The following is a 26,218-nucleotide window of genomic DNA, read 5'->3' on the forward strand; positions in this document are numbered from 1 at the left end:
CCGGTGTGGGATGGCGGTTCAGGCGCGCGCATCGACCGTCGGCGCGGCCGTGGCGCGTGCCGTCGATTGAAAGCGGGCGGTCGCGCCCCTATAACCCGCTCACGCCATCCGGCGACGGCGCGCCCTCCGGGGCGCGCGCGCGTCGGCAGCCTCTTACCCGCGACCGGATCCGGTCGCGCCGGATTGCGATGCGGCCGGCATCGCGATCCTCAGGCGACACCCGGCCGAGGATGACACATGCCCTGGAGCAACCAGAGTGGTGGTGGCGGTTGGAAAGGCGGGGGCGGCGGTGGTCCGTGGGGCTCGCCGCCGCGCGGACCCAACGGCGGCGGCTCGCCCGATCTCGACGAGATCCTGCGCCGCGGCCAGGACAAGCTGAAGACGATCCTGCCCGGCGGTAGCGGCTTCGGCGGCCGCGGGCTCGCTATCGCGCTGGTCGCCGGCGCCGCGCTCTGGCTCGCGACCGGCTTCTACCGCGTCGAGCCGGACGAGCTCGGCGTCGAACTGGTGTTCGGCAAGGTGATCGGCCAGACCAAGCCGGGCCTCAACTACAATTTCCCCTATCCGGTCGGCCAGGTGCAGACCGTGCAGGTTCTGAGCGTGCGCGAACTGACCATCGGCTCGCGCGACGTCGGCCGCTCCGGCGGGCTGATCCAGACCCGGCTCGCGCCGGAAGAGAGCCAGATGCTGACCGGCGACGAGAACCTCGTCGACGTCGACTTCAAGGTGCAGTGGAACGTCAAGGACGCCACCGCCTTCCTGTTCAACATCCAGGATCCCGAGCGCACCGTGCGCGCCGTCGCCGAGAGCGCGATGCGCGAGGTGGTCGGCCGCAACAACATCCAGCCGATCCTGACCGAGGACCGGCAGAAGATCGAGCAGTCGGTGCGCGAGCTGATGCAGAAGGCGCTCGACAGCTACAACGCCGGCGTCGACATCCGGCTCGTGCAGATGCAGAAGGTCGATCCGCCCTCGGTGGTCATCGACGCGTTCCGTGACGTGCAGGCGGCCCGCGCGGACGCCGAGCGCATGCAGAACGAGGCGCTCGCCTTCGCCGGCCAGGTCGTGCCCGGCGCGCGCGGTCAGGCGGCGCAGATCACGGCCGAGGCACAGGCCTACAGGCAGCGCATCGTCGAGGAAGCGCGCGGCCAGGCCGATCGCTTCACCAAGGTCTACGAGGAGTACAAGCGCGCGCCGGAAGTGACGCGCGAACGGCTCTATCTGGAGACCATGGAGCGCGTGCTCGGCGGCATGGACAAGGTGATCGTCGAGCAGAAGGAGGGCGCCGGCGTCGTGCCCTATCTGCCGCTCGACAGCGTCCGGCGGCAGCAATCGCGGGCCACGCAGCAGCAGGGGGCCCAGTGATGCGCAACGGTTCTTTCGGCCTCGTCATCGGCGCGCTCGTCGTCGCGCTGGTCGCCCTGATGGGCTCGGCCTTCGTGGTCAATCCGACCCGGCAGGCGCTCGTGCTGCAGTTCGGCCAGGTCAAGCGCGCGATCGTGGAGCCGGGTCTCTATTTCAAGATCCCGCTGATTCAGAACGTCGAATATCTCGATCGCCGCATCCTCGACCTCGATCTCGATCCGCAGGAAGTGATCGCGGCCGACCAGAAGCGGCTGATCGTCGATGCCTTCGCGCGCTACAAGATCGTCGATCCGGTCGCCTTCTATCAGGCGGTCCGGACCGTGCAGAGCGGCAACCAGCGCCTGACCACCTTCGTGTCGTCGGGCCTGCGCGCGGTGCTCGCCGACGCGACCCTGACCGCGATCGTGCGCGACGAGCGCACGCCGCTGATGGAGCGGCTGAAGAAGCAGGTGCAGCCGCGCGCCCGCGACTTCGGCGTCGAGATCGTCGACGTGCGTATCCGCCGCGCCGATCTGCCGGACACCAACGCCAAGGCGATCTTCGGCCGCATGCAGAAGGAACGCGAGCGCGAGGCGACCGAGATCCGCGCCCGCGGCGGCGAGGAGAGCCAGCGCATCAAGGCGAAGGCGAACCAGGAGCGCGAGATCATCCTCGCCGAGGCCAATCGCGACGCCGACAAGGCGCGCGGCGAGGGCGATGCGCTGCGCATCAAGATCTTCGCCGACGCCTTCGGTCGCGACGCCGACTTCTTCGCCTTCTATCGCTCGATGCAGGCCTATGAGGCGGCGCTAAAGGGCGGCGAGACGAAGATCGTCATCTCGCCATCGACCAGCGACTTCTTCCGCTACTTCGCCGATCCGGCGGGCGAGAAGAAGAACACCCTGCCGCCGGTCCCGGCGCCGCTGCCGGCCGGCCCGGCACCGACCGCGGCGCCCGCGCAGTGACCACTTGACGAACGACGGCCGGGGTCGCGTACTCCGGTCGTCGTCTTGTCTGCGGACAGTCCAAGAGAAGAGTCGCGATGAAGGATTTCGTCAGCGCCCTCGGCCTGATGCTGGCGCTCGAAGGGGCGCTCTATGCCGGCGCGCCGCAGATGATGAAGAAGATGATGTCCGAGGCGCGCCACGCCTCCGACACCCTGTTCCGCCTCGGCGGCCTCGCGGCGCTGGTCATCGGCGTCGCGTTGGTGGCGGTGGTCCGGCTGGGGTGAGCGGTCGCCGTCTTACAGCGAGCGTTCGCTCGGTACGTCGCGCGGCAGACCTAGCCAGACGCCCGTCCAGAAAGGCAGACGCGGACATAGGTCGGCCATCCATTCGAGCATGATCCGCTCGTGGATCGTCCCGCGATCCGATCCGTATCGCCAATCCGGGCGCCAGAGTACTGCATCGTTGCTTGGACGGCATGGAATTGCTCCGGCCTGCAGAAGCCGTACTAGAGCATGTTGTGCGTAATTGATGGTTTCCTTCTGCGTCATTTCGAAATAAAATAGAGCCTCGTTGATGAGTTGCCGGAAGGATACCGGCTCATCATGTTCGACGAGCCAAGGCAACTCATCCAGATAGTCTGTAACCCGGACAATTCTTTCGCGGCTCGCCTCCGGGACGGTTGGCCGGTCCGCGGCAAAGAATTTGAGGGCGTCGAGACTGCGTGATGCACCGGGATTGCGCGTAATTTCGACGACAAATCGGGTGCGCGTCGCGCGGATCCCGACGAACGAGTCGTCTGCTCGAAGGTATAGTGCGCCGGGGTAGTCTGTGGGCGGCTCGACGGATCTGGCTCCCCTGATCAAGTCGGCGACGGCCGGCTTGAAGCGCTCTTGGGGCACGACCCGGATCATCTCCCGAGCGGATCCGAACCGCGTCCCTATCAGGTCCATCGTCGCTTCCTCGAGCGACTTGTTCCGGAGTGCCCACACGAGAGATATCCCTACTGCTTGCAATCTTTGCGAGCATCGTAGTGTGGTCCTGCGAATAAGTCGCGGACTTTCTTGCGGGGAGGGCCCGCTCATTTTGAAGCCCGTAGTCTCGCCTGCCTCAGGCGCCGTGGTCGCCGGCGCCTGGAGAAAACGTCCTTCGGGATCGGAACTCCGGCCGCATCGCCCGTTGCAGAACGTCGATGGTCGGGGCGTCGGGATCGGGGGCGCCGCGCGGCCGGACCGGGTTGGCACGATACGTCTCCTCGGTCAGGGGCGGCAATCCCCGGTTCATGCGATCCAGGTTCACCGCCGCCCTGTCCGCCGCCTGGGCGTCGGCGCGCAACTGGCGAAGATAGCCTTCCGGCGTCTCGTAGAGGCCGGCCGGGCGGCGGTAGGGAGCGCCTTGCTCGCGCACGCGGGCCTCGGCCAGGTCGCGATCGATCTCTTGGTTCCGCGGGTGGTGCCAAATCAGCCCTGTCGCTCTATCCCGTTTGGCAGAGCCACATCCCGGGGGGCTCCGAAGAACGGGCCCGACCAGTGCGCGATCATCCCGCCGCCGTCTGCGATCCACTCGGCGAGGACGGCAGCGCGGATATGATCGGGATCGCTGCCGTATTTGGTGGTCTCGATCCACTCCGGCCCCGGTTGCCCGCAGGGCCGGCACGGAATGGCGCCCGAACTGAGAAGTACGGTAATGCAGCGGTCGACATAGTCGATCGCTTGGGCGCTTTGCATCGGGAAAAAGCCGAGGGCCCAAATCACGATGCTGAACAGGCCCACGGGCTCATCGACGTAGACAGCGGTTTCCAGCCATTTGAGATATGTCTCTGGCGTGTCGTCCGGTTCCTCGTCCTGCATCTTCGCCCCGGTGCCTTCAATGTGAAACTGTAGTCGTTCGAGGATCGGGTCCATGACCCCTCGATTGATCATCTCGAACGTCGGGCCGCTTCCCTTACTCATGCGATAGCCGACGATGCTCTGGTCCTGCCGGGGCCCAGATCAGACGTCCTTCGGGACGTATCGGCGTGCGCTGGCGAGCGGCGTTACGTGATCGGGCACGCCGAAGAAGACGCCGGTCCAGATCTCCATCGGGCCGGCGCCGTTCGCAAGCCACTCGGCGACGATCGCGCGGCGGATCTCGGAACGGTCGCGACCGTAGCGCGGCTCTTCGACCCAGAATTCATCATAGTCGGGGGGGGCGGGCTGGCACGGGACGGCGCCGACACGATCGAGCGCGTCGAAGCAACGGCCGATGAAGGCGAGCTGCGCCTGCCGGTCGTTCGGGAAGAATGCTATGGCACTATTGATCGCCTTGTAGAAGCCTTCTGGCTCGTCGCCGGCGACTCTGGCGGCGAGGCTGTCCGGAAATGTATCCGGGCGTGTGAACGGATTGAATTCGTATCCGGGTTCCATCGCGTCTACCTCTGGTGGATTTTGATATCGTTCAGCACTTCAAACAATCCATGTCGTATGACATCGATCGTCGGGCCATGATCGTCACTGTATCTCAGCCCGATCACGCATTGGTCTCCGCGGCTGAACCACGCCCCTTTGTAGCGGGCTGGAGCCGGGAGAACCGGTGTGCGATAGGTCAATCCGCCGACGATCTCCTCGAACATCGAGCGGGGCACGGTGTAGACGTTCGGCCCGGACCGTCCGTACCGGAACTCGGGCCGCATCGCCCGTTGCAGGATGTCGATGGTCGGGGCGTCGGGATCGGGGGCGCCGCGCGGCCGGACCGGGTTGGCAAGATACGTCTCCTCGCTGAGTGGCGGCAATCCCCGGTTCATGCGATCCAGGTTCACCGCCGCCCTGTCCGCCGCTTGGGCGTCGGCGCGCAACTGGCGAAGGTAGCCTTCGGGCGTCTCGTAGAGGCCGGCCGGGCGGCGGTACGGAGCGCCTCGCTCGCGCACGCGGGCCTCGGCCATGTCGCGGTCGATCTCGGCGCCATAGATCTCGACGGCCCGACCAGGCGTCGTTTCGACCAACCGGCCGTTGACGATCGCCGAGCGGGCGCCAAAGTAGAGACCGCGGTTGATCGGCCCGTTCTGCGCCACACGGATGCGGCCGTCGTCGTGGGGCGCGCCGTGCCGGCGCCGCCGCTCCATCGACCGCTGATCACGCCGTTGCCGGCCGGCCAGCGCGGCTGGTCCGGCGCGTATTTGGCGATCAGATGCAGCCGCAGATCCTCGGCATACATTCTGAGTGCCCAGTAGTCGCTCTCGAACCGCAGGCGGTCCCGGTACTGGATGCGCGCTTGTTCCGCTTCACTCGATCGCATCGGCGTCACACTCCTCTGCTCGCAAGGAGTGTAAGCGCGCCGGAAGGGTGCTCCTGGTGAAAACTTTCAGGAGTTGTGCACCACCCTCACGTCGCCGTGACCGGTTCTCCAGCGGGCGGATTCGGGTGATCCGTCGCTGTCGCTTTTCCGTTCTGTTTGGGGTTTGATGGTGTCCGACGAGGCCGGGTCGATGCGTCGCGCGTCGACACCCGGCCGACGGGACAGCGCAAGGAGCTGGAGGCTCATGCCGATTTTCGCAATCTCTTCCCGCCTGTTCGGACACGCGCGACGGGTCGCGCTCGCGGCGGGTGTCGTCGCCGGTGCTTTGGCGCTCCCGGCGTCGGCCGCGCCGGGCAAGGGGCCGGATTCGGTCGCCGATCTCGCCGAAGGCATCATGGACGCGGTCGTGAACATCTCGACCGCGCAGAACGCGCCGGTCGAGCGCTCCGTCCCGGTGCCGAAGGCGCCGGAGGGGTCGCCGTTCCAGGAGTTCTTCGACGAGTTTTTCAACAAGAACAAGAACAAGGACAACACGCCCAGGCGCGTGCAGTCGCTCGGCTCGGGCTTCGTGATCGACGCCTCCGGCATCATCGTGACCAACAATCACGTGATCGACGGCGCCGACGAGATCACCGCCAACTTCAACGACGGCACCAAGCTCAAGGCCGAGCTGATCGGCAAGGACACCAAGATCGACATCGCGGTCTTGCGCGTGAAGCCGACGAAACCGATCAAGGCGGTGAAGTTCGGCAATTCCGACAAGGCGCGCGTCGGCGACTGGGTGCTGGCGATCGGCAATCCGTTCGGCCTCGGCGGCACGGTCACGATCGGCATCGTCTCGGCGCGCAACCGCGACATCAACGCCGGGCCCTACGACAACTTCATCCAGACCGACGCCGCCATCAACCGCGGCAACTCGGGCGGCCCGCTGTTCAACATGGACGGCGACGTGATCGGCATCAACACGGCGATCATCTCGCCGACCGGCGGCTCGATCGGCATCGGCTTCTCGATTCCCGCCAACACGGCGGCCGCGGTGGTCGACCAGCTCCTGCAATATGGCGAGACCCGGCGCGGCTGGCTCGGCGTGCGCATCCAGGGCGTCACCGACGACATCGCCGACAGCCTCGGCCTCAAGGAGGCCAAGGGCGCGCTGGTCGCGGGCGTCACCGAGAAGGGTCCGGCCGATGCAGCCGGCATCCAGGCCGGCGACGTGATCCTCAAGTTCGACGGCAAGACCGTGCCGAGCGTGCGCGAGCTGCCGCGCATGGTCGCCGATACGCCGGTGCAGAAGGAGGTCGATGTCGTCGTCCTGCGCAAGGGCGCGGAAGTGCCGCTCAAGGTCAAGCTCGGCCGTCTGGAAGAGGGCGAGAAGCAGGCCGCGCTCGAGAAGGGCGGGGCGAAGCCGCCCGAGGCACCGAAGCCGCAGCCGACCGTGACGACCGCGCTCGGTCTGTCGCTCGCCGAGCTGACACCCGAGCTCCGGACCAAGTTCAAGATCAAGGACAGCGTCGCCAAGGGCGTCGTGGTCGCGGAGGTCGCGAGCGGTTCTCCGGCCGCCGATCGGCGCATCGTGCCGGGCGACGTGATCCTCGAGGTCGGCCAGGAGGCGGTCGGTCGCGCGGAGGATATCGTCAAGCGTCTGGACGCGTTGAAGAAGGACGGCCGCAAGCGCGCGCTGCTGCTGATCGCCAACCCGGAAGGCGAGATGCGGTTCGCGACTGTCGCGATCGAGTGAGAGCATCGGGAAGATGCTGCCAAGGTCACGGGGCCGGTCTTCCGGCCCCGTTTTGTTTTTCTGCGCCGCAGCTATTCCGATGCATCGCGTCATTTCGCTTGCAAGTTGATCGTAAGGGTCTTTTGTATGCGAAATCAGCACGCGGCACCCACCCGAGGCGGGCGGTCATGACGGAACGACGCATCCGGATACTCATCGCCGAGGACTCCACCACGGTGCGGCTGTTCGTCGAGCGTGCCCTCGCCACAACGGGGCGGCCGATCGACGTGGTTGCGGTCGGCGACGGCGAGGAGGCGGTGAAGCTGCTGATGCGCTCGCGCTTCGACATCGCCTTTCTCGATATCAACATGCCGCAGTTCTCCGGCGTGCATGTGCTGGCGGCGATCCGCGACCAGAACCACGACACGTTCTGCGTCTCCATGTCGGATCGGCTCGACGAGGCGACCGAGCAGAAGCTCAAGGCGTTCGGCGCCTACGACTTCCTGAAGAAGCCCTTCACCCAGACGCGCATCCAGCAGATCGTCGAGATGTGGGAGCTGATCCGGACGCGGTTCGACGTGCTGGTCGTCGACGACTCCGCGACAGTCCGGCGGATCGTCGCGAAGGTGATCTCGCGCAGCATCTTCGATCTGGCGATCACCGAGGCCGGCGACGGCGAGGCGGCGATCCGCGCCATCGAGGAGAAGCCGTTCCGGCTGATCTTCTCCGACTTCAACATGCCGGGGATGAACGGCGTCGAACTGGCGGGTCACATCGGCCGGATCGCCAGGGCCTCGGACGTGATCCTGATGTCGACAGAATATTCGACCGCGATCGACGAGGCCGCGCGCAAGGTCGGCGCCTGCGCCTTCCTGCGCAAGCCGTTCTACCCGGAGGACGTCGATTCGATCCTGCATCACGTCTTCGGCCTGCCGCACCCGCTGTTCTCCAAGCAGGTGCGGCTGTTCGCCATGACGTGAGCGCACGGGCTCCGGCTTTCTTGCTTCAGACCTCGGCGAAGTCGTCGCGCTCGTAGCCCTGGATATAGAGCAGCGCGGTCAGGTCGCCGTGGTCGATGCGCGCGGCGGCTTCGGCCGCGACCTTCGGCTTGGCGTGATAGGCGACACCGAGCCCGGCCTCGCGGATCATGGCGAGGTCGTTGGCGCCGTCGCCGACCGCCAGCGTCGCGGCCATCGGCACTTTCTGGGTTTCGGCGAGCTCGATCAGCGAGGCGCGCTTGGCGTCCTGGCCGAGGATCGGCTCGGCGACAAGGCCGGCGAGGCGGCCCCCTTCCTCGAGCAGGATGTTGGCGCGGTTTTCGTGGAAGCCGAGCGTGCGGGCGATCTGCGACGTGAACACCGTGAAGCCGCCGGAGACGAGCGCGGTATAGGCGCCGTTGGCGCGCATGGTCATGACCAGTTCGCGCGCGCCGGGCGTCAGGCGGATGCGCTCGTCGATTACCTTGTCGACCACGTCGATCGCGAGACCCTTCAGCAGGCCGACGCGTTCGCGGAGCGCCGGCTCGAAGGCGATCTCGCCGCGCATGGCGCGTTCCGTGATCCCGGCGATCAGGTCCTTGAGACCGACTTCCGCCGCGAGTTCGTCGATGCATTCCTGGCCGATCATGGTGGAATCCATGTCGGCGATCAGCAGGCCCTTGGCGCGGTGGGCGATCGGCTGCACGACCACGTCGACCGGTGCGGCGCCGATCGCGGCGCGGACGCGCTCGGTCAGCGCGCGCGTGTCGTCGCCGGCCTCGGGCATGAAGGCGAGGTCGACCGCGATGCCGGGGGCGAGGACCACCTCGGCCTCCAGGCCGGGCAGGGCGCTGCGCGCGGCGGCGACGACGGCGGCGGTGACGGCTTCGGTCGCGGGCGCCGAGACGAGGGTTGCAACGTGCGACATGATCGAGAACAAGTCCCTCGATGACGGTGGCCGGATCGGCGGCGGAGTGGAACGCATGGTCGGGAGCGAACGGGCATTGACGTCGCGGCGAGCGTCGGCGTGGCTCGGCGCGGTCCTTATCGCAGGGCCGACCGCGAGCGGCAAGTCGGGGCTGGCGCTGGCGCTCGCCGAGCGGCTCGGCGGCACGATCGTCAATGCCGACAGCATGCAGGTCTATCGCGAATTGCGCGTGCTCTCGGCGCGGCCGAGCGCCGAGGACGAGGCGCGGGCGCCGCACCGGCTCTACGGCATCGTCGGTTCGGATGATGACTGGTCGGTCGGGCATTGGCTCGCCGCGGCCGGGCCCGCCATCGCGGCGATCCGCGCCGAGGGGCGGCTGCCGATCGTCGTCGGCGGAACCGGGCTCTATTTCAACGCGCTGACGCGCGGGCTCGTCGACCTGCCCGAGATCCCGGACGCGATCCGGCAGCACTATCGCGAGGCGCCGGATCTTGCCGCACTGCATGCCGAACTGATGCGACGCGATCCGGATTTGGGCGTGCGGCTGAAGCCGAACGACCGGGCGCGGATCGCGCGGGCGCTCGAGGTGATCGAGGCGACCGGCCGATCGCTCGACGCCTGGCGGCGCGAGACGGCGGGGCCTGCGCTTGTCGATCCGGCGCACGCGGTTCGCATCGTCGTCGCGCCCGAGCGCGCTGTGCTGCACGATCGGATCAACCGGCGCTTCGACCTGATGATCGGGGAGGGCGCGCTCGACGAGGTCGTAGGGCTCAGGGCGGCTGCGCCGCGGCCCGGCTACGGCGTCACCAAGGCGATCGGCGTCGCGCCGCTGTCGGCGCATCTCGACGGCGCGCTGTCGCTCGACGAAGCGATCGAGCGCTCGAAGGCGGAGACGCGCCAATATGCCAAGCGGCAGGAGACCTGGTTTCGCAACCAGATGCCCGACTGGACGCGCGTGTCCGGCGCGCCAGGCGACGTCGAGGCCGTCGCTGCGCTCATCGCGGCGCAGACGGTCGGGTCGTGAGCGGCGACCCGCGCCGCGGCTCGCTCAGGCGCGCTTCAACGCCGGCAGAGTGGCCGCCAGCATGCCGGCCTCGATCGCCGAGACCGGCTGCGGCCGGCCGAAGTAGTAGCCCTGGCCTTCGGCGCAGCCCTGGGCGCGCAAGAGGTCGGCGGCCGCGCCGTCCTCAATGCCCTCCGCCGTGACCTTCATGCCCAGGCTCGCGCCGAGATCGACGATGGTGCGGACGATCGCCGCCGCGTCGGAGCTGCTGGCGAGATCGCGCACGAAGCTGCGGTCGATCTTGATCTTGTCGAAGGGAAAGCTGCGCAGGTAGCTCAGCGACGAGTAGCCGGTGCCGAAGTCGTCCATCGAGATGCGCGCGCCGAGGCCGCGCAGCGCATGCAGCGTCGAGACGACCATCTCGGTGCGTTCGAGCAGCAGTGCCTCGGTGATTTCCAGTTCGAGCCGTGTGGCGTGGAGTCCACTCAGCTCGAGCGCGCGCTTGACGTTGGCGAACAGCGATCCGGAGCGGAACTGGACCGGCGACAGGTTGATCGCGACCCGCACGTCGTTCGGCCACCGGGCAGCGTCGGCGCAGGCCTTTTCCATCACGATCCGGCCTATCGTGTCGATCTGGCCGGTCTCCTCGGCGAGCGCGATGAAGTCGCTCGGCGGCACGAAGCCGTGGGTCGGATGTTCCCAGCGGGCGAGAGCTTCGAAGGCGACGACCGCGCCACTGTCGAGATCGACCAGCGGCTGGTAGTGCACGGTGATGCGATCGTCCTCGATGGCGCCGGCGAGATCCATTTCCATGCGCCGGCGGGCGAGGAAGGCGGCATTCATCTCCGCCTCGAAGAACTCGTAGGTGTCGCCGCCCTTGGCCTTGGCGCGATAGAGCGCGAGGTCGGCGCGCGCGATCGCATTGTCGACCGTGATGCCGTCGCCGGGCGCCGTCACCACGCCGATGCTGGAGCCGATCACCATGCGATGGTCGTCGATCTGGTAGGTACGGGCGAGGGCCTGGTTGATCGTACGGGCGAAGTCGGCGAGCCGCTTCGGGTCGACCAGCGGCGTCAGGATCACGAACTCGTCGCCGCCGAGCCGGGCGATGAAGTCGGTGTCGCCGCACACCGCCCGGAGGCGCCGCGCGACCTCGACCAGCAGCAGGTCGCCGTAAGGGTGGCCGAAGGTGTCGTTGACCGACTTGAACCGGTCGAGATCGATCGAGACCAGGCTGAAGCTCGGATCCGCCGCGGCGGTCAGCTCGTGCAGGCGCACGTCGAAGTAGGCGCGGTTGGCGAGCCCGGTCAGGCTGTCGTGATGGGCGAGGAAGGCGGCGCGGGCGACGGCGCGGTTGCGCTCGGTCACATCGATGGCGGCGACCAGCCAGGCCTGTTTGCCCTGATAGGGCAGGCGGCGAGCATAGGCCGTCACCTCGATCACTTCGCCGGAGGCGGTGACGTGGCGCGCCTCCCATTCCTCCGAGCCCGAAACGCTCTGCTTGCCGGCGATATGCTCGGTCGGCTGCACGTCGTCGAAGCTGCGGCCGACGATCGTCTCGGGGCTGAAGCCATAGGTATCGGTGGCGGCGCTGTTGACCGCCAGCACGAGGCCGGTGTCGCGCTCGACCACGAACATCGGCACCGGATTGTCGTCGAACAGCAGCCGGAACGACTCCTCGCGCTCCTTCATCTCGGTGATGTCGACGCGGATGCCGATGAAGCCGCCGTCGGAGGTGCGGCGCTCGTCGATCAGGATGCAGCGGCCGTCGGTCAGGCGCTGCTCGAAGGCGGCGCCGGGATTGCGCATGCGGTCCATGCGACGCGCGAGCCATTCCTCCTCGCGCCCGGCGGCTTCCGGATACTGGCCACGCGCGATGCCGATCCGGAGCGTGTCCTCCAGGCGGCGCCCGATCGCGAACAGGTCGGCGCTGCCCTGATAGATCTCGGCGTAGCGCTTGTTCCAGAGCAGATAGCGCCCCTCGGCATCCAGGACGACGATGCCCTGCGGCAGCGCGTCGAGCGCCTCGCCGATGGTGGCGAGCGGATCGGGGCGGTCGACCTTGCGCCGGCTCATGCCTCGTCGCGCAATCTTGCGCGCGATAATGTCGGTCAGGTTTCCGCGTGTGGTCTCGAAGCTCTTCGACATGGCCCACCGTTGCCATCGATACTTGTGGGCTATTGAAGCAACCGAACCTTGACCCTTGGTTTCTATCAGCTAAAATTATTCATGTCTCTGACGGAATTGCTGCTCATTTTTTGAACTTACTCTAGATTTATTCGCTCGATTGCCGGAACGTCATTGTTAATGGTTGGTTTCTTGGTGGACCGGCTGCCCTTATCTTGAGCACTTCACTCGCGACGCGGCGGCTCTCGGCGATGCCCCGGCGAGCGGGCGATTTCCAACTTGACGGGGTGGATCACGCTCGCTAGCGTGCGCGCCACGAAACGATCGAAAAGGTGCTGGCGCATGCCGCGCAACATCATTCTCGTACTTTTGACGCGCGCAGCCGGCGGGGATCGCTAGATCCATCCGCCGAACAGGCGAGCGCGCGACGACAGGGGCCCCTCAAGAGGCCCCTTTTTTATTACCCGAACGCCACCGACAAGACCCGCGGCGGAGACTGGCGGGGCAGGACCCGGAGAAGACCCATGACACGGCAGATGACCGGCGCAGAAATGGTGCTCGAAGCCCTGAAGGATCAGGGCGTCGACACGCTGTTCGGCTATCCCGGCGGCGCTGTGCTGCCGATCTACGACGAGATCTTCAAGCAGAACTCGGTCCGTCACATTCTGGGTCGCCACGAGCAGGGCGTCGTCCATGCGGCCGAGGGCTACGCACGCTCGTCGGGCAAGGTCGGCGTCTGCCTCGTCACCTCGGGTCCGGGCGCGACCAATGCCGTGACCGGCCTGGTCGATGCGCTGATGGATTCGATCCCGATCGTCTGCATCACCGGCCAGGTGCCGACGCATCTGATCGGCTCGGATGCGTTCCAGGAGTGCGACACGGTCGGCATCACCCGGCCATGCACCAAGCACAACTGGCTTGTGAAGCGCATCGAGGATCTGCCGCGCATCCTGCACGAGGCCTTCCATGTCGCGCGCTCGGGCCGTCCCGGTCCGGTCGTGGTCGACATTCCGAAGGATGTGCAGTTCGCCAAGGGCACCTACATCGGCCCGCAGAACATCCAGCACAAGACCTACCGCCCGAAGGTGAAGCCCGACATCGAGGCGATCAAGGCGGCGGTCGAGCTGATGGCCAAGGCCAAGCGCCCGGTGTTCTACACCGGCGGCGGCGTGATCAACTCCGGTCCGGCGGCCTCGCAGCTCTTGCGCGAGTTCGTCCGCACCACCGGTTTCCCGATCACCTCGACGCTGATGGGGCTCGGCGCCTATCCGGCCTCCGACAAGCAGTTCCTGGGCATGCTCGGCATGCACGGGACCTACGAGGCCAACCTGACCATGCACGATGCGGATCTGATCATCTGCGTCGGCGCGCGCTTCGACGACCGCATCACCGGCCGCCTCGACGCCTTCTCGCCGAAGTCGAAGAAGATCCACATCGACATCGACCCGTCGTCGATGAACAAGACCGTCAAGGTCGACGTGCCGGTGGTCGGCGACGTCGCCCATGCGCTCGAGGACATGATCCGGCTCTGGAACGCGACCCAGCCGGAGACCGACAAGTGGGCGCTCGCCAACTGGTGGCGGCAGATCGAGCAGTGGCGCGCGCGCAACTGCCTCGCCTACAAGCCGGGCAAGGACAAGGTCATCAAGCCGCAGTATGCGATCGAGCGTCTCTACGAGCTGACCAAGGACCGCTCCACCTACATCACGACCGAGGTCGGTCAGCACCAGATGTGGGCGGCGCAGTACTACAAGTTCGAGGAGCCGAACCGCTGGATGACCTCCGGCGGCCTCGGCACCATGGGCTACGGCCTGCCGGCGGCGGTCGGCGTGCAGCTCGCCCATCCGGACAGCCTGGTCGTCGACATCGCCGGCGAGGCGAGCGTGCTGATGACCATGCAGGAGATCTCGACGGCGATCCAATATCGCCTGCCGATCAAGATCTTCATCCTGAACAATCATTACATGGGCATGGTCCGGCAGTGGCAGGAGCTGCTGCACGGCTCGCGCTATTCGGAGAGCTATTCCGAGGCGCTGCCGGACTTCGTCAAGCTCGCCGAGGCCTATGGCTGCGTCGGCCTGCGCGCCGAGACGACCGACGAGCTCGACGACAAGATCCGCCAGATGATCGACGTCGATCGTCCGGTGATCTTCGACTGCATCGTCGATCCGAACGAGAACTGCTTCCCGATGATCCCGTCGGGCAAGGCGCACAACGAGATGATCCTCGGCGACGCCGCCGACGACATCGGCAGCGTGATCGACAGCAAGGGCAAGATGCTCGTCTGAGACGATGGGCGGCGCGGCGGCGCGGCCGCGCCGCTCACTTCGCTTCGACACGCCGCTTTTCATAATCTTCAATCGACCGGGTGGGCCGCAGCGCCGCCCGGCGACCGACAACGGGACAAGAACCAATGACCGTCCGGGGGCAGTCGCAATCGGCCTATTTCCTCGCCGAGACGAGCAAGATCACCGAGACCCACACGCTGTCCGTGCTGGTCGACAACGAGCCGGGCGTTCTCGCGCGCGTCGTCGGCCTGTTCTCGGGCCGCGGCTACAACATCGAGAGCCTGACGGTCTCGGAGACCGAGCACGAGGCGCACGTCTCGCGCATCACCATCGTGACCACCGGTACGCCGGAGGTGATCGAGCAGATTAAGCTCCAGCTCGACCGGCTCGTGCCCGTCCACAAGGTCGTCGACCTGACCGTGACCGGCCGCGCGCTCGAGCGTGAACTGGCGATGGTCAAGGTGCGGGGCAAGGGCGATGCCCGCGTCGAGGCTCTCAGGCTCGCCGACGCGTTCCGCGCCCGCGTGGTCGATGCGACCACCGAGAGCTTCGTGTTCGAGATCACCGGCAAGGGCGACAAGATCGACGAGTTCGTCGGCCTGATGGTGCCGCTCGGCCTGGTCGAAGTTGCGCGCACCGGCGTCGCCGCGATCAGCCGCGGTCCGGAAGGCATGTGAGGTAAGGGCCTCGGCCAAAAGCGACGCGCGCGGGCCCGCGGGGGGGCCGCGCGCTTCACAGGCCGGTGCATCGGCCGTATTCTCGGTGCTCCGGGGCGGATCGCCTCCGGTCGAGGTCGAGGCCCATGCGCGCGGTGGTCAGGAAAACGAACGAGGGGCTGCTCTTCGCCGCGCCCGACGACACGGTGCAGGCCGTGCCGTTCGAGGACGGCCGCGTCGTCGACCTGACGATCGACGGCGGTCGGCTGATCGTGACCGCCGAGGACGCGCCGAGCGGGGACGAGAGGCCCGGCGCGTCGGCGGATGCCAAGGGAAGCCGTGCGATCGAGCCGGAACGCCGGAGCGGCGGTCTCTATGCCGGGATGACCAAAGCCGAGATCCGCGAGGAGAAGATCCGGCGCGTGAAGGCTCTGCAGGAGCGCCTGGCACGGTATCCGCGCACGGGTCTCGTTGCGGACAAGGCGTTCTACGATTCATTGAGTGACGAGGACGACTGAGTGTTCGTCGACGCCTCTGCCATAGCTGCGGTGCTGTTGGCCGAAGAAGAGGCTGTTCGGTTTCGCGACCTCATCGAATCCCGCCGCAGCTTTACGTCGGCAATTGCCGTCTACGAGGCGGCGCTGGCGATAGCGCGCGTGCGTGTCGTTCCCCCAGAGGTCGGACGGCTCATGGTCGTCGAATTCCTTGCGGAGCTTGAGGTCGAGACCCTGGACATCGGCTTCTCCGACGCCGAGGCCGCACTCGCCGCGCAGGCGCGGTTCGGCAAGGGCCGGCATCCGGCGCGGCTCAACATGGGTGATTGTTTCGCCTACGCCATGCGCGCAATCGCGGGCTGGCCCTGCTCTACAGGCCCTGCTCTGCAAGGGCGGCGACTTCGCCCAGACCGACATCCTCGGCGCTCACTGACGGTGCGTTCCGGTGAGGCAAGGGAACGGGTTTCTTCGTGGCGGCACGACAGCCGTGCTCTTTGCGCGCATTGTGCGCGACGGACGGCTGTTCTAGGCAAGTCTCCCCATCCCGACCGGGCGCGGCCCCGGTCGAGGCGTTTTCGAAGGGAGCCTCGAACCATGTCGGCGAGCCATACCCGCCTCAGCGTCAATCTGAACGCGATCGCGCAGCTCCGGAACAGGCGCGATCTGCCGTGGCCGTCGGTGACGGGGCTCGGCGCCGTGGCGCTGCAGGCGGGCGCGCATGGGCTCACCGTGCATCCGCGTCCCGACGAGCGCCATATCCGGCGCACCGACGTGTTCGAGCTCGAGGCCATGCTCCGACGCGACTGGGCCGGTCGGGAGTTCAACATCGAGGGCTATCCGACCGAAGATTTTCTCGCGCTCTGCGAGAAGGCCAAGCCCGAACAGGTCACGCTCGTGCCGGACGATCCGGCGCAGAGCACCTCCGACCATGGCTGGGACACGATCGGACAGGCGGCACTGCTGCGCCCGGTGATCGAGCGGCTCAAGCGCCAGGGCATGCGCGTGTCGCTGTTCGTCGATGCCGAGCCGCGCTTCGCGGAAGGCGCTGCGGCGCTCGGTGCGGATCGCATCGAACTCTACACCGGGCCCTACGGCCATACCTTTGATCCGGCGAAGCGCGCGCCGCTGCTCGACGCGCTCGACGTGACGGCCAAGACCGCTGAAGGGCTCGGCCTCGGCGTCAACGCCGGCCACGACCTGACCCTCGACAATCTGCCCGCGCTGATCGCGCGCGCGCCGTCCATCGCCGAGGTCTCGATCGGGCATGCGATCACGGCGGATGCGCTGCTCTATGGCATGGCCGAGACCGTGCGCCGCTATCGCGCCGCGATCGGCGATACCGAGGTGCTCGCGGTCTGAAGTCGGGCGACAGCACCCGGGGATCTGATGGGGATCGGCGGCGCGGAGAGATCTGCGCCGCGCCCGGGAGCCGTCGCGCGACTGTGGGCGGCGCGGGTCGGTCGGGGCCGATCGGCAGGGCCGGGAGGGACAGCCCGCGGAGCCCGTGTTCGTATTCACCCGCAATTCCGTTACGGCTTCCGCCGCGCGGGGCGCGCGTTGCCAAGTAATCGTTGTCGTTTCGCTTGAGCGCGGCCGCGGCGCGAATGCCACACCATTAATTATCCGCGGCGAAACCGTGGTTTCGCCGCAGTCGCGACCGTCTTTGATCTTCACCGCCCGTTAGACCGGATGGTATACGGCGTATCAACCAAACGCGCCGAACCGCCGCCCGAACCCTTCAGCCCGACCGGTTTCCATGTCCCAGATTTCCTTGCCCGCCGCGCGCGGCGGGTCGTTGTTGCAGCGCGCCGCCAAGATCGACGTCACGCTCGCCTTCGTCATTCTCACGGCCGTCGTGCTGGTGCCGGTGTTCCTCGTGGCGGTACCCCCGCTCGCGGACTACATCAACCACCTCGCGCGCATGCACGTGATCGCGATCGGCGGCAAGGACGCCGATCTGGCCGCCTTCTATCGGATCGACTGGCAGCTGATCCCCAACCTCGCGATGGACCTCGTGGTTCCCCTCTTCGCGCGGTTTTTCGACATTTATTTCGCGGGCCAGCTGTTCACGGCGACGACGGTGCTGCTGCTCGTCACCGGGCCGCTGGCGATCTCGAAGGTGCTGTTCGGCCGGGTGAACCCGCTGCCGCTCGTCGCCTTCGTGTTCGTCTACAACGGCATCTTCCTGGTCGGCCTGATGAATTATCTGGTCGGCGTCGGCATCGCCATGTGGGGCCTGGCGATCTGGGTGAAGATCCTCGACCGGCCGCTGATCCTGCGTCTGGCCGTGTCGACCGCGCTGGTGGCGGCGCTCTACCTCTGCCATCTCTACTCGCTCGGCTTCTACGGCATGGCGATCGGTGCCTACGAGATCTGGTCCTGGGCCAAGCGCGGCTACAAGTTCGACCGCAAGCTCGTGCTCGACATCGTCGCCATGGTCGTGCCGGTGATCCCGGCCGCGGTCGTGCTGCTGACGAGCTCGACCTGGGGGCTCTCGGGCGAATACGCCTGGAACTCGCACACCAAGGTCGACGGCATCGCCTATATCTTCCGCGCCTATTCGGACAGCCTCGATCTCGGCCTGACGGCGCTCCTCGCGCTCGCCTTCGGCTGGGCGATGCGGCGCAAGCTGATCTCGTTCCACGGTGCGGCGCTGCCGCTGCTGGTGGTGGGTACCGCGGTGTTCCTGGCGATGCCGGAACTGCTGTTCGGCTCCTACATGGCCGATCAGCGGCTGCCGGCCGCGCTGTTCCTCATGCTGCTCGGCTTCGTGCGGCTCGACGTCAGCGACCGGACCGTCCGGGCCTGCTTCTTCGGCATGGTGATCGCGTTCACCGCGGTCCGCACCGCCGATGTCGCCTATCACTGGGGCAAGCTCGGCCACATCTACGACGAGTTCCGCCAGTCGGTGGCGAGCCTGCCGCGCGGCGCCAAGATCCTGGTCACCTATGCCGACGACCCGCAGGGCTCCGACCTCGAGCGCGATGCGATCAGCCATGCGCCCTGCGTGGCTATGATCGAGCGTTCGGCGCTGGTCTCGACCGCCTTCACGGTCAAGGGCAAGCAGATCATGACCGTCCGCAAGACGTTCCAGGATCGCGTCGATACCGAGGACGGCACCCCGCCGACCGTGTCGCAGGCGGTGGTCGCGGCCTATCCGCCGACCGACGAGCCGGTGACCAAGACCTACTGGTCGAACTGGACCCAGGATCACGACTACATGTTCGTGCTCTACACCGAGCGCGGTGTGAAGAACCCGGATCCGGACGACCTGTCGCTCGTCTACGAGGGTGACGGCTTCCAGCTCTACAAGATCAACCGCTGAAGCTTGGCCGCCGGCCGGCGGCAGGCAAATGCGTTCCACATCGTGTGCCCGGCATCGCGGATCTTGCGTGCCGGGCTTTCGCTTTTTGCAGTCCTTGCGCGATTTCTGCCGGAATCCGGACGGCGCGACGGCCTGCGCTGTTGCCCAATCGTGGAACTGCCGCTAAACCCGGTCGACTTTTCGGGACCGCGCCGCGGCCCGGACCGGCCGTTCCGGCCAGCGTCGCGACAGCGTCCCCGTTCGCGTCGCGGCCGGCCCAAACGAAACACCTGTCGAACACCCCCGGGGGGAATGAGTCCATGCGCGTCTATTACGATTCCGATGCCGATCTGAACCTGATCAAGTCCAAGAAGGTGGCCATCGTCGGCTACGGCAGCCAGGGCCGCGCGCACGCGCTGAACCTCAAGGATTCCGGCGTCGCCAATATCGTGATCGCGCTGAAGCCGGGTTCGGCCACCGCCAAGAAGGTCGAGGCCGACGGTCTCGCGGTGAAGTCGGTCGCGGAAGCCGCCGCCTGGGCCGACCTGATCATGATGTGCGCCCCGGACGAGCTCCAGGCCGACATCTGGAAGGATCACATCGCCGCCCACATCCGCGACGGCGCCGCGGTCGCCTTCGCGCACGGCCTCAACGTCCACTTCGGCCTGATCGAGCCGAAGTCGACCATCGACGTCGTCATGATCGCGCCGAAGGGCCCGGGTCACACCGTGCGCGGCGAGTATCAGAAGGGCGGCGGCGTGCCGTGCCTGATCGCCATCAACCACGACGCCTCGGGCAACGCCCACGACCTCGCGCTCTCCTACGCCTGCGGCGTCGGCGGCGGCCGTTCGGGCGTCATCGAGACGACCTTCAAGGAAGAGTGCGAGACCGACCTGTTCGGCGAGCAGGTCGTGCTCTGCGGCGGTCTGGTCGAGCTGATCCGCGCCGGCTTCGAGACGCTGGTCGAGGCGGGCTACGCCCCCGAGATGGCTTATTTCGAGTGCCTGCACGAGGTGAAGCTGATCGTCGACCTCATCTACGAGGGCGGCATCGCCAACATGAACTACTCGATCTCGAACACCGCCGAGTGGGGCGAGTACGTCACCGGCCCGCGCATCATCACCGAAGAGACCAAGGCGGAGATGAAGCGCGTCCTCAAGGACATCCAGACCGGCAAGTTCACGTCGGAGTGGATGCAGGAGTACCGTGCCGGCGCCGCCCGCTTCAAGGGCATCCGCCGCAACAACGACGCCCACCAGATCGAGGAAGTCGGTGCCAAGCTCCGCGGCATGATGCCGTGGATCAAGCAGAAGGCGCTGGTCGACAAGACCCGCAACTGAGCCGATCGATCCCTCGGATCGTCTGGAAGGCCGGACCGCGCGTCCGGCCTTCTCCTTTTTGCGGGTGTCTGCGAACTCGCCTCGATCGGCCGGACCGGCTATTGAGGGGGACGAGAGGTCGTCCGACGCATGTCCATCCGCATCGCCACTTTCAACGTCGAAAATCTGCTCAGGCGGTTTCAGCCCGAACGCGACCGGCGTACCGGCTCGTGGGTGCCGGATCCGGCGGTCGGGCTCTACGACCACGAGTCGGAAGCCGAAGCGCGGCTCATCGAACGGGCGTTCCAGGTCGGCGTCTCGGACGACCAGCGGCAGCTGACCGCGCAGGCGATCCGCGACACCAATGCCGACGTCGTCGCCTTGCAGGAGGTCGACGACCTCCGGGCGCTGCGCTACTTCCACGACCGCTACCTGCGCCGAGCGGTCGACGAGCCCTATGAGCACTTCGCGCTGCTCGAGGGCAACGACAGCCGCGGCATCGAGGTTGCCGCCATGAGCCGGCGCGGCCTGCCGATCCGGGTCATGAGCCACGCCTCGCTGACCTACCGCGACCTGCAGCTCTACAACGACGATCTCCGGCGCTGGGGCGCGCGCGAGGACGACCGGGTGTTCAAGCGCGACTGTCTCGAAGTCGAGGTCGACGTCTCGGGCCGGCTGCTGACCCTGTTCGTCTGCCACTTCAAGTCGATGGGCGACGGCCGCGACAAGACCATGCCGATCCGGCGCGCCGAGGCACGCGCGGTCCGGCGGCTGATCGAGGACAAGTATGGCCCGGACTGCGCGGGCGCGAACTGGCTCGTACTCGGCGACCTCAACGATTACCGCGAGAAGGTCCGGCTGCTGCGCGAGCCCGACGGCCGGCTGCGCGGCGCGGTCGAACAGGCGGCAGCGACCGGGCTCGATCCGCTGTTCGCCGATCATTTTGCCGTCAATCTGGTCGAGCGGCTCCGGCCGGCCGAGCGCTGGACGCACTACTATGCCGAGGAGCGCGAGCTCGCGCAGCTCGACTACATCCTCGCCTCGCCGGGGCTCGCGCGCGCCAATCCACATGCGCGGCCGGAGATCGTCCGGCACGGCTTGCCCTATCGCGTGCCGATGGAGGATCTGGCCGGGGAGGGGACGCCGATCCGGCGCTATCCGCGGATCGGCTTCGATCGGCCGAAGGCGTCCGACCACTGCCCGGTGGTCGTGGCGCTCGACATTCCGGACGATGGAAGGATCAGGGCATGATCGAACCGCTCGACCGCATCATCCGGGTCGCGGAGGTCGATCTCGCGATCCGCGCGGAACCGCACGCCTTCGCCCCCGAGCGGCGCGCGGCGATCCTCGATGGCTTCGCGCGCCTCCAGGCTCAGAACCCGCAGCTCTGGAACGGGCCGATCTACCTGTTCGACCGGGTCCGGATCGAGCATGAGGCCGGCGGCCGGCTGGTCGCCGAAGGGGCGGCGGCTGATTTCGCCACCTATCTCGACTGGCGTGTCGGCGACCCGCTAGACCGGCGCTTCGCCCATGTCTTCCCGGTCGGCGCGATCGTGACCGCCGACAACCGGCTGCTGGTCGGCCGGATGGGAGCGCATACCGCCAATCCGGGTCGCCTCTATCCGCCGTCGGGCTCCTTCGACCCGCAGGATCTCGTCGACGGCCGTCTCGATCCGCTCGCCAACGCGCTCCGCGAGATCGACGAGGAGGTCGGGCTCGATCCGACCGGGTGGGTGTCCGAACCGGGCTTCTGGATCGTGCCCTCGGGCATCCATCGCTATGCGGTCGTCAAGGTCTACCGCGCGCCAGACACCGCGGCCGCGCTGCAGGCCCGTGTCGAGGCCTTCCTGCCGGACGGCAGCGACGGCGAGCTCGACGGCGTCGTCTTCGTGGGGGTCGACGAACGCCTCGACCCGACGCTATCGGCAGCGTATGTCAATCCGCTACTCGCCGAGCTGGCGCGGTCGCGCTAGAGCGGCATCCGATCAGATTGGATCGGATGCCGCTCTAGCCTACTTGTAAACGCAAGCCTTTTCCGATCGGAGCCAATCACTCCGATCGGGCCTTGCTCGAGAGCAGGATGCGTTAAGACGGGGGCACATCGCGCCGATCTGGAGGCATTGCGCTCTCGTGGTCCAGCCCATTCGACCCATGCGCCTGCGCCTGTTGGAATTCCAACGTAGTTCAGTCAAGTTGGTGGTCCGATCGCGGGACCGCTGTCCCGCCCTCAGCCGGAGCGCTCCATGGCCCGTCGTTACGCCGTCCTCGACGTCTTCACCACCAGTGCTCTGGAAGGCAACCCGCTCGCGGTGGTGCTCGACAGCGACGGGCTCGACGGGCAGCGGATGCAGGCGATCGCGCGCGAGTTCGGCCTGCCCGAAACCGTGTTCGTGCTGCCGCCGACCAATCCGGCGCATTCGGCCAAGGTGCGCATCTTCACGCCCGGCCGCGAACTCGCCTTCGCCGGCCACCCGACCGTCGGCACCGCGGTGCTGCTCGCCGCGCAGCGCTTCGGCGCGGTCGATCGCGAAATGGACGCGGTCGTGGTGCTCGAGGAACAGGTCGGCATCGTGCGCTGCGGCGTCAAGCTGTCGCCCAACGCTGCGGCCTACGCCGAGTTCGATGTGCCGCGGCTTTCCGAACCGTTGGTCGAGAAGCTCGGCTCCAAGGGCGCCATCGCCGACGCGCTGTCGCTGCGTCCGGCCGATATCGGCTTCGAAAACCATGTGCCGAGCGTTTGGACCTGCGGCTCGCCGTTCGTCTATGTGCCGGTCGCGGGTCTCGAGGCGATCCGCCGGGCGGCGGCGGTGCCGGCGCTGTGGGACGTCGCCTTCGGGTCGATGGCCAAGACCGGCGTCGGCGCCTACCTCTACACGCGCGAGACGCTGTTTCGCGAGAACACCTTCCACGCCCGCATGTTCGCGCCCGCCTCGGGCATCACCGAAGACCCGGCGACCGGTGCCGCGGTCGCCGCCTTCGCGGGGCTCGTCAACCACTTCGACGACCTGCCGAACGGCGAGCATTCCTACCGGATCGAGCAGGGTTTCGAGATGGGGCGGCCGAGCCTGATCGATCTGGAGGTCGAGGTCGAGAGCGGCAAGCTGACCGCGAGCCGCATCGGCGGCCATGCGGTGCGCATCGCGGAAGGCTCGATCGAGGCGTAAGGCCTACCAGAGCCGCTCGACGCTGAAGGTATCGAACAGGCGCTCGTTCGAGACGAGCTGCAGACGGTCGATTTTCGCCTGCGCGATCAACATGCGGTCGAACGGATCCCTGTGATCATGGGCGAGAGTGCCGGCAAGCGTACCGGCTTCGAAGCTGATCGGGCGGGGGGGGAAGCCGTGGGCCAGGAGGGATCCTGTGAGATCCGCCGCAATGTGGCCAAAACCGTGCAGCTTTCCGAGCCGAGCCTTAGTCGCGATCTCCCAGGCTGTCGCAGCGCTCACGTGAACCACCGTTGCGCTCCGGATCGCTTCGGCCGCCGCCATGCTCAGCTTGTCGTCTCCGACCATCCACCAAAGGAACGCGTGGGTATCCAAGAGCAGGTTCAATCCCCGCCCTCCCACATCTTGAGTTCGTCGTCGGGAAGCGGATCAAAGAACGACTCGTCGAGCGTGATGAGCCCTTTCCACCGTCCCGGCACGCGCGGAGGCAGCGCCGCCTGTTCGGTCGTCGGCGTCGTCTCCCGAACGGGAACGATCTCGGCGACCGGCTTGTCGCCCTCGACGAGCACGACCGATTCACCCCGGCGCGCCGCGGCGACCAGATCGTCGAGTTCGGTATCCGGCTTCAGCTGAACGCGGGCCATGGCGAACCTCCTGCTCCTCGTTCCATATTGCCTCGGATCACGGCGTCCGAGAAGCGGATCGCCGCCGTCGCAGCATTAACCTCTTGCCAACGCGCGCGGGCGAAGCTATCGAAAACGAACGTGCTGCAAATCGCGGCTTTCCGAGGATTGACGTTTCCCATGTCCGCGCCCGAGATTCATCGGCTGGCTGCGACGAACCCGGCGATCACGCCGGGCGGAAACACGTCCCTTCTTTCCTCGCTGCTTCTCCTTATCGGCCCCTGAGCGCCGACCGACCCTGCATGGGGCGGGCTCTCAGGGGACACACGCGAACGGCACCCGATCCACGGCGCCGAAGACCTGGTCACAACCGACATGACGACCGGTCCGGCGCGAGCAGCATCCGAGGACACACTCCATGAACGCCCCCACCCATACCCAGGGCCAGACCGCCGCCGTATCGACTGCCGCCGCCAAGGAGCGCGTGGTGATCTTCGACACCACGCTGCGTGACGGCGAGCAGTCCGCCGGCGCCTCGATGACTTTCGAGGAGAAGCTGGCGGTCGCCGAACTGCTCGACGAGATGGGCGTCGACATCATCGAGGCCGGCTTTCCGATCGCCTCGGTCGGCGACTTCGAGGCGGTCAGCGAGATCGCCCGCCGCACCGACAATGCCGTGATCGCCGGTCTCGCCCGTGCGATCTCGGCCGATATCGCCCGCTGCGGCGAGGCGGTGCGCCATGCCAAGCGGCCGCGCATCCACACCTTCGTGTCGACCTCGCCGATCCATCTGAAGTACCAGATGAACAAGACGCTCGATCAGGTGATCGAGATCATCCACGGCACGGTCACCCAGGCGCGCAATCTGGTCGAGGACATCGAGTGGTCGGCGATGGATGCCACCCGCACGCCGATCGACGATCTGTGCCGCTGCGTCGAGGCGGCGATCCGCTGCGGCGCGACCACGATCAACCTGCCGGACACGGTCGGCTATGCGACGCCTGAGGAATACGAGGCGATGTTCCGCTCGGTGATCGAGCGCGTGCCCGGCGCCGACAAGGTGGTCTTCTCGGCGCATTGCCACAACGATCTGGGATTGGCGACCGCCAATTCGCTCGCCGCGCTGCGCGGCGGCGCGCGCCAGATCGAGTGCACGGTCAACGGCCTCGGCGAGCGCGCCGGCAACGCGGCGCTGGAGGAGGTCGTCATGGCGATCCGCACCCGCGCCGACATCCTGCCCTATGCGACCGGCATCAAGACGCCGATGCTATTGCAGGCCTCCAAGCTGGTCTCGACCGTGTCGGGCTTCCCCGTCCAGTACAACAAGGCGATCGTGGGCAAGAACGCCTTCGCGCACGAGAGCGGCATCCATCAGGACGGCATGCTCAAGAACATGGAGACCTACGAGATCATGCGCCCCGCCGACGTCGGCGTGAAGGCGACCAATCTCGTCATGGGCAAGCACTCCGGCCGCCATGCCTTCAAGGAGAAGCTGAAGGAACTGGGCTACGAGCTGGGCGAGAACGCCTTTGAGGACGCCTTCAAGCGCTTCAAGGATCTGGCCGACCGCAAGAAGCATGTCTACGACGAGGACGTCGAGGCGCTGGTCGAGGACGAGATCGCGACCATTGGCGAGAACGGCCGCGTCATGGCGCTGACCGTCATCGCCGGCACGGGTGGCCCGCAGAAGGCGATCATCACCATGGACATGGGCGGCACGCATGTGACGCGCGAGGCGAACGGCTCGGGTCCGGTCGACGCGACCTTCAACGCGATCCGCTCGATCTGGCCGCACGAGGCCAAGCTGTCGCTCTATCAGGTCCATGCCGTGACCGAGGGTACCGACGCGCAGGCCGAGGTGTCGATCCGGCTCGAGGAGACCGGCCGCATCGCGACCGGCCGCGGCGCCGATGTCGATACGCTGGTCGCCTCGGCCAAGGCCTATGTCTCGGCGCTGAACAAGCTGTCGGTACGCCGCCAGCGCAGCGCCAGCGAGGTCACCGGTGCCGAGCCGGTGCGGGTCGGCGAGCGCGTCTGAGCGCGGCGCCGGTATTCGT

The 26,218-nt window shown here is 67.0% G+C and carries 26 protein-coding genes and 1 pseudogene; 17 read left to right on the forward strand and 10 right to left on the reverse strand.

Features of this window, described 5'->3' with window-relative positions; all coding sequences use genetic code 11:
- Positions 1-237 precede the first annotated feature (237 nt).
- From hflK to ABS361_03005, 3 genes are all read left to right on the forward strand, one after another.
- Positions 238-1,365 (forward strand): FtsH protease activity modulator HflK, encoded by a 1,128-nt coding sequence (gene hflK / locus ABS361_02995; protein ID XBY45270.1) that lies wholly within the window; start codon positions 238-240, stop codon positions 1,363-1,365.
- Complete coding sequence (locus ABS361_03000) at positions 1,365-2,309, forward strand: protease modulator HflC (protein XBY45271.1); 945 nt, start codon at positions 1,365-1,367, stop codon at positions 2,307-2,309. The genes hflK and ABS361_03000 overlap by 1 nt, the downstream gene beginning before the upstream one ends.
- A gap of 77 nt (positions 2,310-2,386) precedes the next feature.
- A complete protein-coding gene (locus ABS361_03005) occupies positions 2,387-2,575 on the forward strand; it encodes a DUF2065 domain-containing protein (protein ID XBY45272.1) in 189 nt (62 codons plus the stop codon).
- Between the two features lie 12 nt (positions 2,576-2,587).
- Here the strand turns inward: ABS361_03005 and ABS361_03010 are convergent, their stop codons facing one another.
- The 6 genes from ABS361_03010 to ABS361_03035 all read right to left on the reverse strand — a co-directional run bounded on the left by ABS361_03010 (position 2,588) and on the right by ABS361_03035 (position 5,807).
- Entirely contained in the window at positions 2,588-3,202 is a 615-nt protein-coding gene (locus ABS361_03010; GenBank protein XBY45273.1) for a hypothetical protein, read from the reverse strand.
- A 196-nt stretch (positions 3,203-3,398) separates the two neighbouring features.
- On the reverse strand, positions 3,399-3,695 hold the full coding sequence (locus ABS361_03015; GenBank protein ID XBY45274.1) for a hypothetical protein: 297 nt from the start codon (positions 3,693-3,695) through the stop codon (positions 3,399-3,401).
- 53 nt (positions 3,696-3,748) lie between these two features.
- Positions 3,749-4,192 carry a hypothetical protein gene (locus ABS361_03020; protein XBY45275.1) on the reverse strand — a complete coding sequence of 148 codons (444 nt, stop codon included), beginning with the start codon at positions 4,190-4,192 and terminating at the stop codon, positions 3,749-3,751.
- An 87-nt stretch (positions 4,193-4,279) separates the two neighbouring features.
- Complete coding sequence (locus ABS361_03025; protein ID XBY45276.1) at positions 4,280-4,693, reverse strand: hypothetical protein; 414 nt, start codon at positions 4,691-4,693, stop codon at positions 4,280-4,282.
- A gap of 5 nt (positions 4,694-4,698) precedes the next feature.
- Positions 4,699-5,388 carry a hypothetical protein gene (locus tag ABS361_03030; protein XBY45277.1) on the reverse strand — a complete coding sequence of 230 codons (690 nt, stop codon included), beginning with the start codon at positions 5,386-5,388 and terminating at the stop codon, positions 4,699-4,701.
- Between the two features lie 239 nt (positions 5,389-5,627).
- Positions 5,628-5,807 (reverse strand): hypothetical protein, encoded by a 180-nt coding sequence (locus ABS361_03035; protein ID XBY45278.1) that lies wholly within the window; start codon positions 5,805-5,807, stop codon positions 5,628-5,630.
- Between ABS361_03035 and ABS361_03040 the strand changes: the two genes are divergently transcribed.
- Both ABS361_03040 and ABS361_03045 read left to right on the forward strand, forming a co-directional pair.
- Positions 5,806-7,299, forward strand: a complete 1,494-nt coding sequence (locus ABS361_03040; GenBank protein XBY45279.1) for a DegQ family serine endoprotease — start codon at positions 5,806-5,808, stop codon at positions 7,297-7,299. The two genes, ABS361_03035 and ABS361_03040, sit on opposite strands and share 2 nt — an antisense overlap.
- A gap of 167 nt (positions 7,300-7,466) precedes the next feature.
- A complete protein-coding gene (locus ABS361_03045; GenBank protein ID XBY45280.1) occupies positions 7,467-8,258 on the forward strand; it encodes a response regulator in 792 nt (263 codons plus the stop codon).
- 25 nt (positions 8,259-8,283) lie between these two features.
- Here the strand turns inward: ABS361_03045 and serB are convergent, their stop codons facing one another.
- Entirely contained in the window at positions 8,284-9,183 is a 900-nt protein-coding gene (gene serB, locus ABS361_03050) for a phosphoserine phosphatase SerB (protein ID XBY45281.1), read from the reverse strand.
- A 55-nt stretch (positions 9,184-9,238) separates the two neighbouring features.
- Between serB and miaA the strand changes: the two genes are divergently transcribed.
- Complete coding sequence (gene miaA, locus ABS361_03055) at positions 9,239-10,207, forward strand: tRNA (adenosine(37)-N6)-dimethylallyltransferase MiaA (GenBank protein ID XBY45282.1); 969 nt, start codon at positions 9,239-9,241, stop codon at positions 10,205-10,207.
- Positions 10,208-10,231: 24 nt separating this feature from the next.
- Here the strand turns inward: miaA and ABS361_03060 are convergent, their stop codons facing one another.
- Positions 10,232-12,262, reverse strand: coding sequence for an EAL domain-containing protein (locus tag ABS361_03060; GenBank protein ID XBY45283.1), 2,031 nt, complete (start codon positions 12,260-12,262; stop codon positions 10,232-10,234).
- 575 nt (positions 12,263-12,837) lie between these two features.
- Here ABS361_03060 and ABS361_03065 point away from each other — a divergent pair.
- From ABS361_03065 to ABS361_03110, 10 genes and pseudogenes are all read left to right on the forward strand, one after another.
- On the forward strand, positions 12,838-14,601 hold the full coding sequence (locus tag ABS361_03065; GenBank protein XBY45284.1) for an acetolactate synthase 3 large subunit: 1,764 nt from the start codon (positions 12,838-12,840) through the stop codon (positions 14,599-14,601).
- A gap of 125 nt (positions 14,602-14,726) precedes the next feature.
- The gene (gene ilvN / locus ABS361_03070; protein ID XBY45285.1) at positions 14,727-15,278 is read left to right on the forward strand and encodes an acetolactate synthase small subunit; all 552 of its coding nucleotides are present in this window, start codon (positions 14,727-14,729) and stop codon (positions 15,276-15,278) included.
- A 125-nt stretch (positions 15,279-15,403) separates the two neighbouring features.
- A complete protein-coding gene (locus ABS361_03075) occupies positions 15,404-15,775 on the forward strand; it encodes a hypothetical protein (GenBank protein XBY45286.1) in 372 nt (123 codons plus the stop codon).
- Positions 15,776-16,084, forward strand: a pseudogene (locus ABS361_03080) (type II toxin-antitoxin system VapC family toxin).
- A 261-nt stretch (positions 16,085-16,345) separates the two neighbouring features.
- Positions 16,346-17,110 carry a pyridoxine 5'-phosphate synthase gene (locus ABS361_03085; protein XBY46793.1) on the forward strand — a complete coding sequence of 255 codons (765 nt, stop codon included), beginning with the start codon at positions 16,346-16,348 and terminating at the stop codon, positions 17,108-17,110.
- 397 nt (positions 17,111-17,507) lie between these two features.
- The gene (locus ABS361_03090; protein ID XBY45287.1) at positions 17,508-19,076 is read left to right on the forward strand and encodes a hypothetical protein; all 1,569 of its coding nucleotides are present in this window, start codon (positions 17,508-17,510) and stop codon (positions 19,074-19,076) included.
- Positions 19,077-19,375: 299 nt separating this feature from the next.
- On the forward strand, positions 19,376-20,395 hold the full coding sequence (ilvC, locus tag ABS361_03095) for a ketol-acid reductoisomerase (GenBank protein XBY45288.1): 1,020 nt from the start codon (positions 19,376-19,378) through the stop codon (positions 20,393-20,395).
- A 129-nt stretch (positions 20,396-20,524) separates the two neighbouring features.
- Positions 20,525-21,625, forward strand: coding sequence for an endonuclease/exonuclease/phosphatase family protein (locus ABS361_03100; GenBank protein XBY45289.1), 1,101 nt, complete (start codon positions 20,525-20,527; stop codon positions 21,623-21,625).
- The gene (locus ABS361_03105) at positions 21,622-22,347 is read left to right on the forward strand and encodes an NUDIX hydrolase (GenBank protein XBY45290.1); all 726 of its coding nucleotides are present in this window, start codon (positions 21,622-21,624) and stop codon (positions 22,345-22,347) included. The genes ABS361_03100 and ABS361_03105 overlap by 4 nt, the downstream gene beginning before the upstream one ends.
- 270 nt (positions 22,348-22,617) lie before the next feature.
- Positions 22,618-23,538, forward strand: coding sequence for a PhzF family phenazine biosynthesis protein (locus tag ABS361_03110; protein ID XBY45291.1), 921 nt, complete (start codon positions 22,618-22,620; stop codon positions 23,536-23,538).
- A gap of 3 nt (positions 23,539-23,541) precedes the next feature.
- Here the strand turns inward: ABS361_03110 and ABS361_03115 are convergent, their stop codons facing one another.
- Both ABS361_03115 and ABS361_03120 read right to left on the reverse strand, forming a co-directional pair.
- Positions 23,542-23,925 carry a type II toxin-antitoxin system VapC family toxin gene (locus ABS361_03115; protein XBY45292.1) on the reverse strand — a complete coding sequence of 128 codons (384 nt, stop codon included), beginning with the start codon at positions 23,923-23,925 and terminating at the stop codon, positions 23,542-23,544.
- Positions 23,922-24,182, reverse strand: coding sequence for a type II toxin-antitoxin system prevent-host-death family antitoxin (locus ABS361_03120; protein ID XBY45293.1), 261 nt, complete (start codon positions 24,180-24,182; stop codon positions 23,922-23,924). Before ABS361_03120 ends, ABS361_03115 begins: the two co-directional genes overlap by 4 nt.
- Before the next feature lie 397 nt (positions 24,183-24,579).
- Between ABS361_03120 and ABS361_03125 the strand changes: the two genes are divergently transcribed.
- Positions 24,580-26,199 (forward strand): 2-isopropylmalate synthase, encoded by a 1,620-nt coding sequence (locus tag ABS361_03125; GenBank protein ID XBY45294.1) that lies wholly within the window; start codon positions 24,580-24,582, stop codon positions 26,197-26,199.
- The last annotated feature ends 19 nt before the right edge of the window (positions 26,200-26,218 follow it).

The sequence above is a fragment of the Ancalomicrobiaceae bacterium S20 genome (genome assembly GCA_040269895.1).
In the GTDB taxonomy this organism is placed as follows: Bacteria; Pseudomonadota; Alphaproteobacteria; order Rhizobiales; family Ancalomicrobiaceae; genus Methyloraptor; species Methyloraptor flagellatus.

Excerpts from the sequence above, each read along its gene's own strand:
- hflK (XBY45270.1), top strand. The coding sequence starts at position 238 with ATGCCCTGGAGCAACCAGAGTGGTGGTGGCGGTTGGAAAGGCGGGGGC.
- ABS361_03000 (XBY45271.1), top strand. The coding sequence starts at position 1,365 with ATGCGCAACGGTTCTTTCGGCCTCGTCATCGGCGCGCTCGTCGTCGCG.
- ABS361_03005 (XBY45272.1), top strand. The coding sequence starts at position 2,387 with ATGAAGGATTTCGTCAGCGCCCTCGGCCTGATGCTGGCGCTCGAAGGG.
- ABS361_03010 (XBY45273.1), bottom strand. The coding sequence starts at position 3,202 with ATGATCCGGGTCGTGCCCCAAGAGCGCTTCAAGCCGGCCGTCGCCGAC.
- ABS361_03020 (XBY45275.1), bottom strand. The coding sequence starts at position 4,192 with ATGGACCCGATCCTCGAACGACTACAGTTTCACATTGAAGGCACCGGG.
- ABS361_03025 (XBY45276.1), bottom strand. The coding sequence starts at position 4,693 with ATGGAACCCGGATACGAATTCAATCCGTTCACACGCCCGGATACATTT.
- ABS361_03030 (XBY45277.1), bottom strand. The coding sequence starts at position 5,388 with ATGGAGCGGCGGCGCCGGCACGGCGCGCCCCACGACGACGGCCGCATC.
- ABS361_03040 (XBY45279.1), top strand. The coding sequence starts at position 5,806 with ATGCCGATTTTCGCAATCTCTTCCCGCCTGTTCGGACACGCGCGACGG.
- ABS361_03035 (XBY45278.1), bottom strand. The coding sequence starts at position 5,807 with ATGAGCCTCCAGCTCCTTGCGCTGTCCCGTCGGCCGGGTGTCGACGCG.
- ABS361_03045 (XBY45280.1), top strand. The coding sequence starts at position 7,467 with ATGACGGAACGACGCATCCGGATACTCATCGCCGAGGACTCCACCACG.
- serB (XBY45281.1), bottom strand. The coding sequence starts at position 9,183 with ATGTCGCACGTTGCAACCCTCGTCTCGGCGCCCGCGACCGAAGCCGTC.
- miaA (XBY45282.1), top strand. The coding sequence starts at position 9,239 with ATGGTCGGGAGCGAACGGGCATTGACGTCGCGGCGAGCGTCGGCGTGG.
- ABS361_03060 (XBY45283.1), bottom strand. The coding sequence starts at position 12,262 with ATGAGCCGGCGCAAGGTCGACCGCCCCGATCCGCTCGCCACCATCGGC.
- ABS361_03065 (XBY45284.1), top strand. The coding sequence starts at position 12,838 with ATGACACGGCAGATGACCGGCGCAGAAATGGTGCTCGAAGCCCTGAAG.
- ilvN (XBY45285.1), top strand. The coding sequence starts at position 14,727 with ATGACCGTCCGGGGGCAGTCGCAATCGGCCTATTTCCTCGCCGAGACG.
- ABS361_03075 (XBY45286.1), top strand. The coding sequence starts at position 15,404 with ATGCGCGCGGTGGTCAGGAAAACGAACGAGGGGCTGCTCTTCGCCGCG.
- ABS361_03085 (XBY46793.1), top strand. The coding sequence starts at position 16,346 with ATGTCGGCGAGCCATACCCGCCTCAGCGTCAATCTGAACGCGATCGCG.
- ABS361_03090 (XBY45287.1), top strand. The coding sequence starts at position 17,508 with ATGTCCCAGATTTCCTTGCCCGCCGCGCGCGGCGGGTCGTTGTTGCAG.
- ilvC (XBY45288.1), top strand. The coding sequence starts at position 19,376 with ATGCGCGTCTATTACGATTCCGATGCCGATCTGAACCTGATCAAGTCC.
- ABS361_03100 (XBY45289.1), top strand. The coding sequence starts at position 20,525 with ATGTCCATCCGCATCGCCACTTTCAACGTCGAAAATCTGCTCAGGCGG.
- ABS361_03105 (XBY45290.1), top strand. The coding sequence starts at position 21,622 with ATGATCGAACCGCTCGACCGCATCATCCGGGTCGCGGAGGTCGATCTC.
- ABS361_03110 (XBY45291.1), top strand. The coding sequence starts at position 22,618 with ATGGCCCGTCGTTACGCCGTCCTCGACGTCTTCACCACCAGTGCTCTG.
- ABS361_03120 (XBY45293.1), bottom strand. The coding sequence starts at position 24,182 with ATGGCCCGCGTTCAGCTGAAGCCGGATACCGAACTCGACGATCTGGTC.
- ABS361_03125 (XBY45294.1), top strand. The coding sequence starts at position 24,580 with ATGAACGCCCCCACCCATACCCAGGGCCAGACCGCCGCCGTATCGACT.